Below are 15,479 nucleotides of genomic sequence, written 5' to 3' on the forward strand. Positions count from 1 at the left end.
AGATGCCTGCCGTCAGAAGGCTATCGCGTGCCCGTGGTGCTCCGTCCCAGGGTCCGGCGCCGTGGCCGGTGGGGCGGCCGTGCGGGTCGAGGTCCGTCGCCGGGCCCGGAGGCCGTGCCGGGAGCGGCCCCCGGGCCTGTCACCACTCCAGGGCCCACGGCCTTCCGGTGGAGGCGAAATGGCCGACGTTCACGCATTCGGTCGCGCCGATCCGCATCCGGCGGACCAGGGGCTGGTGGACGTGGCCGAACAGCGCGTAGCGGGGGCGGGTCGCGCGGATGGCGTCGAGCAGGGCCCGGCTGCCGCGTTCGAAGCGGCGCGCCACCGTGTCGTAGGTCAGTTCCGGCACGTCGGGCGGGATGTGGGTGCAGAGCACGTCGACCGTGCCGACCGCCTCGATCTTGGCCGCGTACTCCTCGTCGTCGATCTCGTACGGGGTGCGCATCGGGGACTTCAGGCCGCCGCCGACGAAACCGAGGACCCGGCCGCCGATCTCGACGCGCCCGCCGTCGACGACCGTGGTGCCCGGGCGGGCGTACTCGTCCCACAGTCCGGGGATGTCGACGTTGCCGTAGGTGGCGTACGTCGGGGTGGGGAAGGCCGCGAAGAGTTCCGCGTACTGCTTGCGCACACCCGCGACGATCGCGGCCTCGCGGTCCATGCCCGCCCACAGGCGACGGCCGAGCTCGCGGGCCTCCTCGAAGCGGCGGGCGGTGCGCAGGGCCACGAGCCGGTCGGTGTTCTCCACGCCGAAGAGTTCGGGGAAGATGCCGCGCGAGTGGTCGGCGTAGTCGAGGAAGAGGACCAGGTCGCCGAGGCAGATCAGGGCGTCGGCGCCGTCCCCGGCGCGGGCCAGGGCCTCGGTGTTGCCGTGCACGTCACTGACCACGTGGAGGCGCGTGCGCCGTGCGGCGGGGCTGACTCGGGTGTCCGGTACGGCAGGCATGACGGCCAGCCTAGGTCCTGCGTCGGCCGCTCGGACAGGGCCTCCGGACCTGCGGCGGGCCCCGGGCCGTGACGCGCGGTGGGCTACTGTGCGCGCAAGGATCACCATCGTGTGTGACGCACAAGACATTGGCCCGAACCCTCTATCGGGAACTGAGTACTGGTGGGTAACGTCCGGGCAGTCCAGTCGTGCTCACTTCACACATGAGCATCTGCCTATCTTGGACCGCAGCCGGTGGGCCACACAGAGCCGTGGCACCGGAGCCCGATGAGGAGCAGCAGTCTTGCGCGAGTTCAGCCTTCCGGCCCTGTACGAGGTCCCCTCGGACGGCAACCTGACGGATCTCATCCGCCGCAATGCCGCTCAGCATCCCGACGTCGCGGTGATGAGCCGCAAGGTGGGGGGCGCGTGGGCCGACGTGGACGCCAGGCAGTTCCTCGCCGAGGTCAGAGGGGTCGCCAAGGGGCTGGTCGCGGCGGGCGTCGAGGCGGGCGACCGGGTGGCCCTGCTGTCCCGCACCCGTTACGAGTGGGTGCTGCTCGACTTCGCGATCTGGAGTGCGGGCGGGGTCACCGTCCCCGTGTACGAGACCAGCTCGCCCGAGCAGATCCAGTGGATCCTCGGGGACTCCGGCGCCGCCCTGTGCGTCGTGGAGTCCGCGGCGCACGAGGCGTCCGTGGAGTCGGTCCGGGCGGATCTGCCCGCCCTGAAGGGGATCTGGCAGATCGAGGCGGACGCGATCGCCCGGCTGACGGAGGCGGGCGCGGACGTTCCGGACGAGACCGTGGACGCGCGGATGGCGAGCGCCAAGGCGGACGACCCGGCCACCATCGTCTACACCTCGGGCACCACCGGCCGCCCCAAGGGCTGTGTGCTCACGCACCGCAGCTTCTTCGCGGAGTGCGGCAATGTGGTCGAACGGCTCAAGCCCCTGTTCCGTACCGGCTCGTGCTCGGTGCTGCTCTTCCTGCCCACCGCGCACGTCTTCGGACGGCTGGTCGAGGTGGCGTCGGTCATGGCGCCGATCAGGCTCGGCTGCGTACCGGACATCAAGCACCTCACCGATGAACTGGCCTCGTTCCGGCCGACGTTGATCCTCGGCGTGCCGCGCGTCTTCGAGAAGGTCTACAACGGGGCGCGGGCCAAGGCGCAGGCCGACGGCAAGGGCGCGATCTTCGACCGGGCCGCGAACACGGCCATCGCGTACAGCCGCGCGCTGAGCACCCCGCAGGGCCCGTCCCTGGGACTGCGTCTGAAGCACAAGCTGTTCGACAAGCTGGTCTACGGCAAGCTGCGCGCGGTGCTGGGCGGACGCGGCGAGTACGCGATCTCCGGCGGCGCGCCGCTGGGCGAACGGCTGGGCCATTTCTACCGGGGCATCGGCTTCACCGTCCTGGAGGGGTACGGCCTGACCGAGACCTGCGCGGCCACCGCGTTCAACCCGTGGGACCGCCAGAAGATCGGCACGGTCGGCCAGCCGCTGCCCGGCTCGGTGGTCCGGATCGCCGACGACGGCGAGGTGCTGGTGCACGGCGAGCACCTGTTCACCGGCTACTGGAACAACGAGGCGGCCACGGTCGAGGCGCTGGCCGACGGCTGGTTCCACACGGGCGACCTCGGCACGCTCGACGAGGACGGCTACCTCGCGATCACCGGCCGCAAGAAGGAGATCATCGTCACGGCGGGCGGCAAGAACGTCGCTCCCGCCGTGATCGAGGACCGCATCCGCGGGCACGCCCTGGTCGCCGAGTGCATGGTGGTCGGTGACGGGCGGCCGTTCGTCGGCGCGCTGATCACCCTGGACGAGGAGTTCCTGCGCCGCTGGGCCGAGGAGCACGGCAAGCCGGCCGGGGCGACGGCCACCTCGCTGCGCGAGGACCCGGAGCTGCTGGCCGAGGTGCAGCGGGCGGTGGACGACGGGAACGCCGCGGTGTCCAAGGCGGAGTCGGTCCGCAAGTTCCGCATCCTGTCCTCCCAGTTCACCGAGGAGGCGGGGCACATCACCCCGTCGCTGAAGCTGAAGCGGAGCGTGGTGGCGAAGGACTACGCGGACGAGATCGAGGCGATCTACCAGCGCTGACCGCGACCGCACGGACGTCGGCGCCGAGCACGGGTCACCGGCGCCGAGCGCACGAACCACCGGAACCGAACGCGACCGCGCGAACGGGCCCGCACCGGACAGGGTGCGGGCCCGTTCGCGTTCTACCGTCCGGACGGCGTCAGAGCAGCTCCTCGAGCCGCTCGGCCAGCAGGTCCCAGCGCCACTTCTCCTCGACCCAGGCCCGTCCCCGCTCCCCCATCCGCTGCCGCAGCTCCGGGTCGTGCAGCAGGGTGACGACCCGGTCGGCGGTCTCCTCGACGGAGCCTCCGCGCACCACCCACCCCGTCTCGCCGTCGAGCACGGCGTCCGGCGCGCCGCCCGAGTCGCCCGCGACGACCGGCAGCCCGGTCGCGGACGCCTCCAGGAAGACGATGCCGAGCCCCTCCACGTCGAGCCCGCCGCGCCGGGTGCGGCACGGCATGGCGAAGACGTCGCCCGCGCCGTAGTGGGCGGGCAGTTCCTCCCACGGCACGGACCCGGTGAAGCGCACCGACTCCTCGACACCCGTCCGACCGGCCAGCCTCTTCAGGTCGTCGGCGTACGGTCCGCCGCCGACGATCAGCAGGACCGCGTCCGGGACCCGCTCCAGGATCGCGGGCATCGCCAGGATCAGCGTGTCCTGGCCCTTGCGCGGCACGAGCCGTGACACGCAGACGACGACGGGCCGGTCGGCGAGCCCGAGCCGGGCCCTGACCAGGTCCCCGCCGGAGCCCGGATGGAAGGTCTTCTCGTCGACGCCGGGCGGCAGCTGGACCATCCGGCCGGCCGCCGCGGGGCCGAGCGCCGAGGCGATCCGGGAACGGGTGTACTCCCCGAGGTAGGTGAGGGTGTCCGTGCCGTCGCCGATCCGCCGCAGCAACTGACGGGCCGCGGGCAGCTGGGCCCAGCCGGCCTCGTGCCCGTGCGTGGTGGCGACCAGGCGGCGGGCCCCGGCCCGGCGCAGCGCCGGGGCCATCAGCCCGAGCGGGGCCGCGGCGCCGAACCATACGGACGTACAGCCGTGTTCGCGCAGCAGCCCCACCGCGCGCCGGGTGACCCGGGGGGTGGGCAGCAGCATCGTCGTGGGGTCCCGGACGACGGTGAACGGCTGCTCGGCGTCGAAGGCGGAGGTGGCCGCGACGCCTTCCGCGGTCCGCTTCCAGGTGGAGGCGTACACGACGACCCGCCCGGGGTCCAGCCGCAGGGCCATGTTGTGCAGGAACGCCTGGATGCCGCCGGGGCGCGGCGGGAAGTCGTTGGTCACGATCAGGGTCTTGTCCATCGCGGCCGACAGTACCGGGCGGGTGGTCTTGATGGCCGACGCAGGGGGCGGGCGGGCATGATGGCCCCTCGTGCCGCGCGTGTCCGCCCGTGTCCGCGCCGTACGCACCGCACACGCACGACGGAACGGATGAGCTGCCATGACGGGATCGACCGGGGCGCGGCTCGCTCCCGCGGTGTGGGCCCTCACCAGGATCGCGCTGCTGCTCTGCGTCACGAAGGTGATCGTCCTGCCCGGTCCGGACGTGACCGGTGACGTCTCGGTGATCTACCGGGGCTGGTCGGAGGTGCTGCGCTCCGGCACGTACCCGATGTCGGACGTGACCTGGCAGTACCCGCCGCTCGCCGCGCTCGCGGTGCTCTCCCCCACTCTGCTGCCCTTCCTCGACTACACCTCGGCGTTCTTCGTCCTCGTGCTGCTGTGCGACGGTCTGGTGCTGGGGCTGCTGCTGCGCGCGGGCCGCGGGAAGGACCGGTCGGCGGCGGGGGTGTGGGTGTGGGTGGCCGGGGTGCCGCTGCTGGGCACGACCGCGTACGCCCGCTACGACCTGATGGTGACGGCGGTGGCGGTGGCGGGGCTGCTGGCGGGGGTGCGGCACCCGCGGGTGCTGGGGGTGCTGGCCGCGGCCGGGGCGCTGCTGAAGGTGTGGCCGGCGCTGATCCTGGCCGGCACCGCGCCCGGCTCCCGGACGCGCCGGGCGTGGACGGCGGCGGCGGTGACGGCGGCCGGGCTCGCACTCGGCTGCGCGCTGGCGCTCCCCGGGGCGTTCGCCTTCCTCGGCTTCCAGCGCGACCGGGGCACCGAGGTCGAGTCGCTGGGGGCGCTGGTGTTCCACGTGGCGCGGGCGTCCGGCTGGCCGGGGCGGGTGGAACTGCACTACGGCTCGCTGGAGTTCCTGGGGCCGGGGGTGGAGCTGGTGAGCACCGTCTCCCTCGCTCTGTCCGTACTCGCCCTCGGCTGGCTGCTGGTGTGGCGGCTGCGCGCCCGTGCCTTCCGGGCGAGCACCCCGGCCGACGCGGCGTTCACGGCGGTCCTGCTGTTCACGACCACGAGCCGGGTGATCAGCCCGCAGTACATGCTGTGGCTCGTCGGGCTCGCGGCGGTCTGCCTGGTCTTCCGGGGCAGCGGGATGGGGCTGCCGGCCGGGCTGGTGCTGCTCGCCACCGGCGTGACCCAGGCGGAGTTCCCGTTCGGCTTCGACAGCGTGGTGGCCAGTGACGCGACGGGCGTGGCGCTGGTGTTCCTGCGCAACGGTCTGCTGGTCGCGGCGACGCTGATCGCCTGCCGTCGGCTGTGGCGGCGCACGGCACCCGGGGCCCCCGGCGACGACGCCGGGAGCTGGGGCGGGATCGCGGCGGGCCGCCGTCGCGCCGCCCGGGAGTCGGAGCGCGTCGGTTCCTGAGCCGGGTGCGCGGGCCGTGGCAGGGGGCGTGTCCGGGACCGGCCGGACTTCCCCCGTACGGGGCTCAGCCGAGCCGGGTGCGCAGGTACTCCCGCCAGCGCGCGGTGAACGCGGCGGGGGTGCTGGAGAGCACCTCCCGCAGGGCCCGTTCCACCGCCCCGTCCCGCTCCCGCTGTCCGGCGACGGCACGGTAGAACGCGGAGAGCCTCCGCTCGCCCCAGTCGTCGGCGATCAGCTCGCAGGCCAGCAGGCCGCCCTCGTACGCCTTCGCCAGCCGGGCCTCGTCGCCCGCGAATCCGAAGTCCTCGTCCGCCGGGAGCGCGGCGGGAAGCTCCCCGCGCCGGACCGCGGCGGCCAGTTCGGGCGCCGCCTGCGCGGCGGTGCGGTGCTCGGCGCGGTAGGCCACCCGGTCCGCGAAGCCCTCGGAGAGCCAGACCGGGGTGGCGCCGGTGGTGCGGGCCCGGGTGGCGACATGGGTGATCTCGTGGGTGAGGACGACCCGTTGCCCGAACGCGCCGAGTGCGCCGTACGCCTGCGGATTGACGATCACCCGGTCCGCGGGGGCCCCGTCCGGGCCGCCGGGCCGCGCGGTGGTGACGGCCGCCATGCCGCGGTAGTCGGCGGCGGGCGCACCCAGCAGCCCGGCCATGTCCTCCACGGTATGCGGTACGAGCACCAGCACCCGGCCGGGCCAGCGTTCCGGCCAGGCACCGGAGACCACGGGAACCGCCCGGTCGGCGGCCCGGGAGATCGCGCGCAGCTCGCGCCCGGTGCGGCCGACACCGAGGACGAGACTGTGCGTGCCGCGCACCGCCCGGACCCGCCCCTGCTGCCAGAGCAGGCCGCCGCCGTCCGCGCCCGGCCGGTCGGCGGTGAGGTGCCAAGCGCCGTCCGCCCCGTCCCGGCGCAGGTCGAGCACCCGGTCCGCGGTGGCCGGGGCCCGGTCGTACCCCTTGATCCGGTAGCTCAGCCGGACGTGCGCGGTGACGTGGTCGGCGCCCCGTCCGGTCAGTTCCGTGACCCGGTACGTCCAGGACGCCAGCGGCACGTCCGCGAGGTTGTCCAGCTCCTTGCGCTGGGCCGCGCGCAGCCCGGTGGCGCGGGGATCGACGGAGGCCAGGTAGGCGTCCGTGTCATGGGACGTCACGGCGGCGGCGCGGCGGTCGAGGAGGGCGCGCACGGAGCGGGCGTCGGCCCCCGGGACGCGACCGGCGGACCCGGACCCGGGGCCGCCTGGAGCCGCGCAGCCGGACAGGAGCAGCGCCCCGGCGAGCAGCACTCCCGCCGCGCGCCGCCCACCGTCCCGTCCCCGTCGCCGACCCATCCGGTCGAGGGTACGGGCCGGGCGCGGGTGAGGGCAGCGCCGGTGACCGGGAACCGGACGCGGACGGCCGGTCAGACGCGGGTGACCGAGGAGACCGGCATCATGCCGACGGGGTCGTAGCGCACCGGGGCGCCCGGGTACGGGGCGTGGACGACCCGGCCGTTGCCGACGTACATGGCGATGTGGCTGGCGTCGGCGCGATACGCCACCAGGTCCCCGGGGCGGGCCCGGGAGAGCGGCACCATGTGTCCCGCGTACCGCTGGGCCTGCGAGGTGCGAGGCAGGCCGACACCTGCCCGGGCGTACGCCCACTGCATGAGTCCGGAGCAGTCGAAGGCGTCCGGTCCGTTGGCCCCCCAGACGTAGGGGCGTCCGAGGGCCTGCTGGACCGCCATGACGGCGACCGCCGCCCGCGCGGAGCCGGCCGGCAGTCCGGCCGCGCCCGCGAACACGTCCTCGTGGCCGGAGCGGGAGGCGTGGGCGAGGCCGGCCCGGTCGGCGCCGGGCAGCGTGCCCAGCAGCCGCTTGGCCTGGGCGAGTTTGCGCTCGACGGTCCGCTTGTGGCGGGCGGCCGTCTCGCGGTTGCGTTCCAGTCCGGCCAGGGCGCGGGCGGCCTCCACGCGGGTCTGTTCGAGGGAGCGCCGGGTCTGCCGGAACTCCCGGAGCCCAGCTGCCTGACGCTCCGTCAAACGGTCCAGCGCCGCCGCGCGTTCGAGGTAGGTGTCGGGGTCGGAGGAGAGCAGCAGGGCGAGCGAGGGGTCCACGCCGCCGGAGCGGTACTGCGCGGTGGCCAGCGAACCGAGCGAGGTGCGCAGCCGGTTGAGGTGTTCCTGCCCCCGGGCCGCCCGGTAGCGCGCCCGGTTCACCTCGTCGCGCAGCCGGTCGGCGCCCTCCCCGGCCCTGTTGTACTGCTCGGTGGCACGCTCGGCCTCGACGTACAGCCGGTCGATCCGGGCCTTCACGCTCCGGGGCGTGTCCTGCGGTTCGGCGTTCGCGCTGGGCGCCCCGAGCGTGGCGGCGGCGGTCACCGCCGCGGCCGACAGAACGGTGGCGCGAGCCCCCCGGTCGAGACCGGGCTGTGTGGAACGGCGATGGGACACCACAGGACACCGCACTCCCTTCCGCTGTGCACGGATGTGCGCGGCCCCTGCCGCCCGGACGGGCGGACCGACGACGGGAGCCGCACAGCAGGCAGACAGTAGTCGTACGGCCGGGCGGCGACCAAGGACCTCGCCGGGCGGCCGGACGGGCGGGAATGCGGGCGCCCCGCCGGTGACCTGTGGTCTCCGGCGGGGCGGGCCGATCTGTGGGGCGCGGGAATTCGCCCGTTCGGGCGTCGTCAGGCGACGCGCACGCCGAACTGGAAGCTGCCCATGGTGTTCATCGACTCGTAGCGGACGTACGCGCCCGGGTACGGGGCGTGCAGCACGGTGTTGTTGCCGGCGTAGAGGCCCACGTGCGAGGTGTTGTTGAAGAAGACCAGGTCGCCCGGCTTCAGCGCGCCGCGCCCGATCCGGGGGCCGTCGTTGACCTGCGTGTACGTGACCCGGGAGATCTGGACGTTGGCCTGTGCGTAGGCCCACTGCGTCAGCCCGGAGCAGTCGAAGGAGTTGGGGCCGGTGTGACCGGAGGCGTACGGCTTGCCCACCTTGGTGGAGGCGGCGCTCAGGGCGGCCGCGCCGCGGGCGGAGGCTGGGACCTCGTTGCCCAGATCGACCCGGTCGACGGCGTCGCGGCTGGCGCGGCTGCTGGCGTGCTGTTCGGCCTCCTGCATCTTCGCGCGCTCGGCCGCGGTCAGCGTGTTGAGCAGCTGGCGCGCCTTGGCGAGCCTGGCCTGGAGCTGCTTCTTCTTCTCGCCCATCACCTTGCGGGCGTCCGCGAGGTCACCCAGCTTGTCCTGGGCCTCCTTGCGCTGCTGCGCGAGGACCCGCTGCTTCTCCTGGATCTTCCGGAGCGCATCGGCCTGCTTGGCCGTCAGCTGGTCGAGGGCGGAGGCCTCGTCGAGGAAGGTGTCCGGGTCGGAGGAGAGGAAGAGCTGCACCGACGGGTCGAGGCCACCGGAGCGGTACTGCGCGGCAGCGAGCGAACCGAGGCCGCTGCGCAGGTTGTTGATCTCCTGCTGGCCGCGGGCCACCTTGTCCTGCAGCGCGCTGACTTCCTTCTCCAGCTTCTGCTGCTTCTCCTTGGCACCGTAGTACTGCTCGTTGGCCTCGCCGGCCTCGTGGCCGAGCTTTTCGACCTCCGCCTTGACCTCGCTCTTGGAGGGCTTGGGGTCGGCCTGGGCCGCCTGGGAGGACAGGGCCACGGCTGCGGCGGCGGTCGCGGTGAGCACGGTCACACGGGCGCGGCTCGGCTGCTTGGGACGACGGTGGGACGCCACGAAGGCGATCTCCTTCTTCCTCCGGCCGCCTACCGGGCTGTGGGGGGCTCGGGTCCCCGGCTCCGTGCACGTCACGGACTCGGCGGGTCCTTCGCCGTCACCCCGGATGGGTGATCAACCGAGCGAAGGTTCGAGGGTGACCCTAGTGACCAACTTGTGATCAGTTCAAATCCTCACCGGAAAAATCTCACCACAGCAGGCACTTCTTTACCCATATCACACAGGCCGTAGCGACGGCCTGACGGTCCGTTCCGTGAAATCCGGCGAGTCGTGACAACTGTCATGAGACGCGCGAAAGACGCTTCAGGAGCAAGGCGGACGCGACGGGTCGGGCGCCGGCTTTCGCCACCCCGTCGGCGACCTCGCGGTCGGTGGAGACCACCACGACCGGGCGTCCCGGCGGTTCGGCACGGGCCAGTTGGCGGATCAGCTCGTCCGCGGTCACGCCCGGCTTGCTGAACAGCACGCGGACGCCGCGCGGCGGCGCGAGCAGCACCGGGGCGGCGAGTTCGGCCCCGTCGAAGACACAGGTCATCTCCGCGCCGGTCTGCGCGGCGAGCACCGAGAGACCGCCCAGCAGCCTCAAGCGCTGCTTCTCCAGCGGCAGTTGGGGGTAGCCGGTCTTGGTGACGTTGTAGCCGTCCACGATCAGGTGCGCCTGCGGCAGCGCGAGCAACTGGTCGAGCAGGGCCGGATCGGTCTCCGAAAGCGCCCTGGCGGCAATGTCCTTGGGCGACATCCGGCCGGGCTCGACCGCGTCGACCCCGTCCGCGGGGCGGATCGAGGCCGGGGGCAGGGCCAGTTCACGGCGCAGCCCCCGGGCCGCGTCCAGCACCGTGTCCAGCAGCAGCCGCAGTCGCATGTCCTCGACCGAGCGGCCCTCCCGCGCGGCCCTGCGGCCCGCCTCGGCGGACGCCTCGGCCTCGCCGAGCCGCGCCTTGAGCCGACGGGTCTCGCTCTCCGCCGCGGAGAGCTGGGCGGCCGCCTCGGCGCGCACGGCCTCGGTCTCCGCCCGGCTGCGGCGCAGCGCGGCCTCGCCGCGCCTGACGTCGTTGACCGCGCTGCGCAGTTTGCGCTGGAGGGAGTCGGCCTCCTTGCGGGCGGCGTCCAGTTCGGCGCGCAGCCGTTCCGTCTCGCTCCTGGTCTGGGCACGGGCCCGGGCGAGCTCCTCGCGCAACTGCTCCAGCTCGCGGCGGCTCGCCTCGTCGGCGCGTTCGGCCTCGGCGCGCTGGACCTCCTCGCCCGCGGCGGCGACCAGCTTCACCCAGCCCACCGGGCGCAGCACATAGGCGGCCGCGGCGACGTCGACGGGATCGGCGGCAGCGGGCGGCGAACCGGACTCCAGGGCACGGGCCAGCTCCGGCTGCCGCTCCCCCAGCCGTTCACCGATGCGCTGCCGGAACAGCGCGTCGCTCTCCAGCGCCGCCGCCATCGCGTTCCCGGCGAACTTGGCACGCCGGGTCGGCGTGAAGCGGGCGTACTGTCTCAGCGGGGCCGGGAGTTCGCCGACCGTCAGACCGCCGAACGCGTCCGAGACCAGCGCGACGACCCGCCGTCGCACGCCTTCGGGCAGCGGGCGGTCGAGCGCCTCGACAGCGCCGTCGGCCGCCTCGGCCGGTTCGGCGCCGCTTGCGGGCCGCTCCACCATCCGTCACCTCAAAATCGATTGTCTGTGCGCGGCTCCGTCAGGAGTCGGCACCCGGCCTGGCGACCAGTTCGATCTGGTCCACCGCGTTGCACCAACGGCAACGCACCGACTCGATGGTCTCACTGACCACCTCGCGTTCCTCGACGGTCGCCTCCCCGGCCAGGTCGAGATGGACGTACTCGACGACCTTGGAGGAACGCGTCACGTCGAAACGCGTGAGATTTCCGCAGAGCGTGCAGCGCCAGCGGGTCCCGTCGGTCGGCTGCGGAACCGTCGTCATCGTTGCGTCCTCTTTCGTCGAGCCTGGTGCCGTCTGTTTCAAGGATCTCGCGGTGCGCCGTCGAACTGCGGATTGTCCTGCCGTGCGAGGGACCGCTCTGCTCACCACCGGCCCCTCTTAACCCTACGGCCTCGCCGCGTCCGCCCGACACGGCGAGGCGGTCTGTCCCGTTCCCTCCGCTTGCGTCATGCTCTGTTCATGATCGATCTGCGAGTTGCGGCCGGCAGGCTGACCAGCGGACTCCTACGGACGGTCACCTCCGGCGGCCCGCTGGTCACCCACACCCTGATCGCGGCGTGCTGCCTGATCTTCGTGCTCGGCCCGCTCTCCGGCCTCCGCCCGCCCCAGGGCAGCGCCGACGCCGTGCTCGCCGCGCAGGCCGGCTACTTCGAACGCTGGGGGGTGATCCCGAACGAGCTGTGGAACGGCTCCGGGCGCGTCCTGCTCACCCCGCTCACCGCCCTCTTCGTGCACGGCAGCTGGCTGCATCTGCTCGGCAACATGCTGTTCCTGTACGTGTTCGGGGCGATGACCGAGGAACGCATGGGCCGCGCCGAGTTCACCCTCTTCTACGTGGTGTGCGGCTATCTCGCGCTGACGGCCTACGCCGCCGCGCACGCCACGTCCGACCAGACACTGGTCGGCGCCTCGGGAGCCATCTCGGCGGTGCTGGGGGCCTACCTGTACCTGTTCCCCAGGGCCCGGGTCACCAGCCTGTTCCCGTTCCTCTTCTTCCTGCCGCTGCGCTTCCCCGCCTGGATCGTCCTGATCTTCTGGTTCGTCCTGCAGTGGCTGGCGGTCCGGAACTCCGGCGACGGCGGGCCCGGCGTTGCCTATCTGGCCCATGTGGTCGGCTTCGCGCTCGGCTTCCTCTACGCATGGGGGCGCTACCGGCGTGCGGATAGAGTGAAGGCCCCAGCAGCGGCCACCGAGGGAGAGAACCAGCCGTGATCAGCGCGATCGTGCTCATCAAGACCAGCGTGGACCGGATTCCCGAGATCGCCGAGGCCATCGCCGCGCTGGACAACGTCAGCGAGGTCTTCTCCGTCACCGGCACCTACGACCTGATCGCCATGGTCCGGGTGGCCCGGCACGACGACCTGGCGGACGTCATCCCCGGCCGGATCAGCAAGATCCCCGGCGTCGAGGCCACCGACACGCACGTGGCCTTCCGCACGTACTCGCAGCACGACCTGGAGGCCGCCTTCAACATCGGCCTCGACGCGTAGCGTCCGCCTCCCGCGCCCCGGTGGAGACGGCCCCGCCGCCCCCACCGGGTCACGCACCTCTCAGCCCCGGTCCGGCACGCAGCGACCGCCCTCGGTGCGGTAGGTCCACCGGGCGCCCTGGCCGACCAGTTCCTTGACCGCCCGCACGAAGCGCTCGATGTGCTCGTCGGGCGTACCGGCGCCGAAGCTCACCCGGATCGCGTTGAGCGACCTTTCTCCCGGCGCGGCCTCGGGAGCACCGCACTCGCCGACCTCCTGCGGGTCGCTGCCCAGCAGCGTACGGACCAGCGGGTGGGCGCAGAACAGTCCGTCGCGCACCCCGATGCCGTACTCGGCGGAGAGCGCCGCGGCGAAGTGCGAGCTGTTCCAGCCCTCCACCACGAACGAGATGACACCCACCCGCGGGGCGTCGTCGCCGAACAGCGAGAGCACCGTGACCTCGGGGACCTCGGCGAGCCCGGCGCGGACTGCGGCGACGAGGTGCTGCTCCCGGGCGACCAGGTCGTCGAAGCCCGCCTCGGTGAGCGCCTTGCAGGCGGAGGCGATGGAGTACACGCCGATGACGTTGGGGGAACCGGCCTCGTGACGGGCCGAAGTGGTGTGCCACTCGACGTCCACACCGCCGTCGGCACGTCGGGCGACCTTGCGCGAGGCGCCGCCGCCGGCCAGGTACGGCTCGGCGTCCCGGAGCCAGTCGGCCCGGCCCGCGAGCACGCCCGAGCCGAACGGCGCGTACAGCTTGTGCCCGGAGAAGGCCACCCAGTCGACGTCCAGCTCGGTGATGTCGACGGGGTGGTGCGGGGCGAGCTGCGCGGCGTCCAGCACGATCCGGGCACCGTGCGCGTGCGCGGCGGCCGCCAGCTCCTTGACCGGCCACAGTTCGCCGGTGACGTTGGAGGCGCCGGTGACGCAGACCAGCGCGGGGCCGTAGGGGTCGCGGTCGGCGAGCGCCCGCTCCAGCGTCTCGACGGCCTGGGCCGGGGTGCGCGGGGCGTTCAGGTACGTCACCCGGGCGTCGCGCCACGGCAGCAGCGAGGCGTGGTGCTCGGTCTCGTACACGAACACCTGGCAGTCGGCGGGGACCACCGCGGCCAGCAGGTTGAGCGAATCGGTGGTCGAGCGGGTGAAGACGACCTGGTCGTCGGGGCGGCAGCCGAGGAACTCCGCGACGGTCTCGCGGCTGTTCTCGAAGAGGTCCGTGGAGAGCTGCGAGAGGTAACCGGCGCCGCGGTGGACGCTGCCGTAGTACGGGGCGTACGCGGCGACGTCGTCCCAGACGCGCTGGAGGGCCGGGGCACTGGCGGCGTAATCGAGTGCGGCATAGGTGACTTCACCACCCGTGACCAGCGGAACCGTTACATCCTTGCCCAGAACCGGCAGAGGGGCACAAAGCGACTGGTCGGCGGCAGCGGTGAGGACAGACATGGCGAACTCCCGTAGAAGGCAGGCGAAACGCATGCGCCGGCGGATACGCGGCAGCGCAGCGGAAAGAGAGAAAGGGCGCGGAAAAGGGCGAGAACGCCCTAGCGCATTCGCATGCTCACAAGAGACTCCCTAGGGACCAGGACCCCGGGGGTTGGCATTCACTGATGCCGAGGGGCCCGCGCTTGCCGCAGACCTCGCTGCCTGCGGCCTGGTCTTCACCCGGGGCACCCCGCCACGGACGGAGGGTTGCCGGACAGCGGGCCGGGGCCGTAGTCGCTGTCACTCATGACCTGCCTGCATCCTGCCATACGGATGCGGACGCGCAAGGGCGCGGTCCAGGATCCGGACCGCGCCCTGCGTCACATTCCGTCGGTTCAGGGGCTGTCGGATGTCCGATCGCGGCTCACCCGACAGGCGCTCAGGCGTTGCTGGCCGCCACCCAGCGCTCCAGCGCGCGCCGTGCCGCCCCGGAGTCGATGGACTCGGCGGCCTTCTCGATCCCGGCGGCGAGCTGCTCGTTCAGCGTGCCGTCCGTCGGGTCCAGGGCCACCAGCGCCGCGGCCGAGTTGAGGAGCACGGCCTCCCGTACGGGCCCGTGCTCACCGGCCAGCACCCGGCGGGCCACATCCGCGTTGTACGAGGGGTCGCCGCCGCGCAGAGCCTGGGCCGGGACCAGTTCCAGACCTATGTCGCGCGGGTCGAACGCCTCCTCGCGCACCGCTCCGTCGCGGACCACCCAGACCCGTGAGGTCGCGGTCGTCGTCAGTTCGTCGAGCCCGTCGTCGCCGCGGAAGACGAGCGCCGAGTTGCCCCGTTCGGCGAGGACGCCGGCGACGATGGGCGCCATCCGCAGATCGGCGACGCCGACGGCCTGGGCGCGCACCCGGGCCGGGTTGGTGAGCGGGCCGAGGACGTTGAACGTGGTCTGGGCCCCCAGCTCCTTGCGGGCGCGGGCCGCGTACCGCAGCGCCGGGTGGAACTTCACGGCGAAGCAGAAGGTGATGCCCGCCTCCTCGGCGACCTCGACCACGCGCCGCGCGCCGAGGTCCAGGTTGACGCCGAGCTTCTCCAGCACGTCGGAGGAGCCGCTCGCCGACGAGGAGGCGCGGTTGCCGTGCTTGACGACCTTGGCGCCGGTGCCCGCGATGACGATCGCCGACATCGTGGAGATGTTGACCGTCTTGGCGAGGTCGCCGCCGGTGCCGACGATGTCGACCGTGCGGCCGGGGACGTCGATGGTGTTGGCGTGCTCGTACATCGCGCGCACCAGGCCGGACACCTCGTCGACCGTCTCGCCCTTGGCACGCAGGGCCACCGCGAAACCGGCGATCTGCACGTCGGTGGCCTCGCCGCTCATGATGCGGTCCATCGCCCACGCGGTGTCGTCCACGCTCAGGTCCTCGCCGCGCAGCAGCGGGTTCAGCACGCCGGGCCAGGAACGGTCCGCCACGCTGTCGCCGCCGACCGGGGTCACAACGTTCAT

13 protein-coding genes and 1 riboswitch are annotated in these 15,479 nt (G+C 72.9%); of the genes, 4 read left to right on the forward strand and 9 right to left on the reverse strand.

The annotated features are described in order from the left end of the window. Positions 1-139: 139 nt before the first annotated feature. On the reverse strand, positions 140-946 hold the full coding sequence (locus AB0E67_RS07525) for a metallophosphoesterase (RefSeq protein WP_362022253.1): 807 nt from the start codon (positions 944-946) through the stop codon (positions 140-142). A 283-nt stretch (positions 947-1,229) separates the two neighbouring features. Between AB0E67_RS07525 and AB0E67_RS07530 the strand changes: the two genes are divergently transcribed. After that, on the forward strand, positions 1,230-3,026 hold the full coding sequence (locus tag AB0E67_RS07530) for an AMP-dependent synthetase/ligase (protein ID WP_362022256.1): 1,797 nt from the start codon (positions 1,230-1,232) through the stop codon (positions 3,024-3,026). A 139-nt stretch (positions 3,027-3,165) separates the two neighbouring features. On the opposite strand, the gene AB0E67_RS07535 is transcribed toward AB0E67_RS07530, so the two are convergent. Next, positions 3,166-4,308, reverse strand: a complete 1,143-nt coding sequence (locus AB0E67_RS07535) for a glycosyltransferase family 4 protein (RefSeq protein ID WP_362022259.1) — start codon at positions 4,306-4,308, stop codon at positions 3,166-3,168. Positions 4,309-4,447: 139 nt separating this feature from the next. Between AB0E67_RS07535 and AB0E67_RS07540 the strand changes: the two genes are divergently transcribed. Next, positions 4,448-5,710 (forward strand): glycosyltransferase family 87 protein, encoded by a 1,263-nt coding sequence (locus tag AB0E67_RS07540; RefSeq protein ID WP_362022262.1) that lies wholly within the window; start codon positions 4,448-4,450, stop codon positions 5,708-5,710. Positions 5,711-5,774: 64 nt separating this feature from the next. On the opposite strand, the gene AB0E67_RS07545 is transcribed toward AB0E67_RS07540, so the two are convergent. The 5 genes from AB0E67_RS07545 to AB0E67_RS07565 form a co-directional block, all read right to left on the reverse strand. Further along, positions 5,775-7,034, reverse strand: coding sequence for a hypothetical protein (locus tag AB0E67_RS07545; RefSeq protein WP_362022265.1), 1,260 nt, complete (start codon positions 7,032-7,034; stop codon positions 5,775-5,777). Between the two features lie 71 nt (positions 7,035-7,105). Then, the gene (locus AB0E67_RS07550) at positions 7,106-8,137 is read right to left on the reverse strand and encodes an NlpC/P60 family protein (RefSeq protein ID WP_362022268.1); all 1,032 of its coding nucleotides are present in this window, start codon (positions 8,135-8,137) and stop codon (positions 7,106-7,108) included. A 236-nt stretch (positions 8,138-8,373) separates the two neighbouring features. Next, positions 8,374-9,414, reverse strand: a complete 1,041-nt coding sequence (locus AB0E67_RS07555; protein WP_362022270.1) for an NlpC/P60 family protein — start codon at positions 9,412-9,414, stop codon at positions 8,374-8,376. A 280-nt stretch (positions 9,415-9,694) separates the two neighbouring features. Next, positions 9,695-11,059 carry an NYN domain-containing protein gene (locus AB0E67_RS07560; RefSeq protein ID WP_362023553.1) on the reverse strand — a complete coding sequence of 455 codons (1,365 nt, stop codon included), beginning with the start codon at positions 11,057-11,059 and terminating at the stop codon, positions 9,695-9,697. A gap of 40 nt (positions 11,060-11,099) precedes the next feature. Next, positions 11,100-11,342 carry a hypothetical protein gene (locus AB0E67_RS07565; RefSeq protein WP_073782241.1) on the reverse strand — a complete coding sequence of 81 codons (243 nt, stop codon included), beginning with the start codon at positions 11,340-11,342 and terminating at the stop codon, positions 11,100-11,102. Between the two features lie 198 nt (positions 11,343-11,540). Here AB0E67_RS07565 and AB0E67_RS07570 point away from each other — a divergent pair, with 198 nt between their 5' ends. Next, positions 11,541-12,293 (forward strand): rhomboid family intramembrane serine protease, encoded by a 753-nt coding sequence (locus AB0E67_RS07570; RefSeq protein ID WP_362022273.1) that lies wholly within the window; start codon positions 11,541-11,543, stop codon positions 12,291-12,293. After that, the gene (locus AB0E67_RS07575; RefSeq protein ID WP_073782239.1) at positions 12,290-12,571 is read left to right on the forward strand and encodes an Lrp/AsnC ligand binding domain-containing protein; all 282 of its coding nucleotides are present in this window, start codon (positions 12,290-12,292) and stop codon (positions 12,569-12,571) included. Before AB0E67_RS07570 ends, AB0E67_RS07575 begins: the two co-directional genes overlap by 4 nt. Before the next feature lie 60 nt (positions 12,572-12,631). On the opposite strand, the gene AB0E67_RS07580 is transcribed toward AB0E67_RS07575, so the two are convergent. Together AB0E67_RS07580 and trpD are read right to left on the reverse strand one after the other, a co-directional pair. Continuing rightward, positions 12,632-13,996 carry an aminotransferase class V-fold PLP-dependent enzyme gene (locus AB0E67_RS07580; RefSeq protein WP_362022276.1) on the reverse strand — a complete coding sequence of 455 codons (1,365 nt, stop codon included), beginning with the start codon at positions 13,994-13,996 and terminating at the stop codon, positions 12,632-12,634. Positions 13,997-14,169: 173 nt separating this feature from the next. Beyond that, positions 14,170-14,287, reverse strand: a riboswitch (SAM riboswitch). A 127-nt stretch (positions 14,288-14,414) separates the two neighbouring features. Further along, complete coding sequence (trpD, locus tag AB0E67_RS07585; protein WP_362022279.1) at positions 14,415-15,479, reverse strand: anthranilate phosphoribosyltransferase; 1,065 nt, start codon at positions 15,477-15,479, stop codon at positions 14,415-14,417.

Source organism: Streptomyces sp. NPDC032161, assembly GCF_040636995.1.
Taxonomy (GTDB): domain Bacteria; phylum Actinomycetota; class Actinomycetes; order Streptomycetales; family Streptomycetaceae; genus Streptomyces.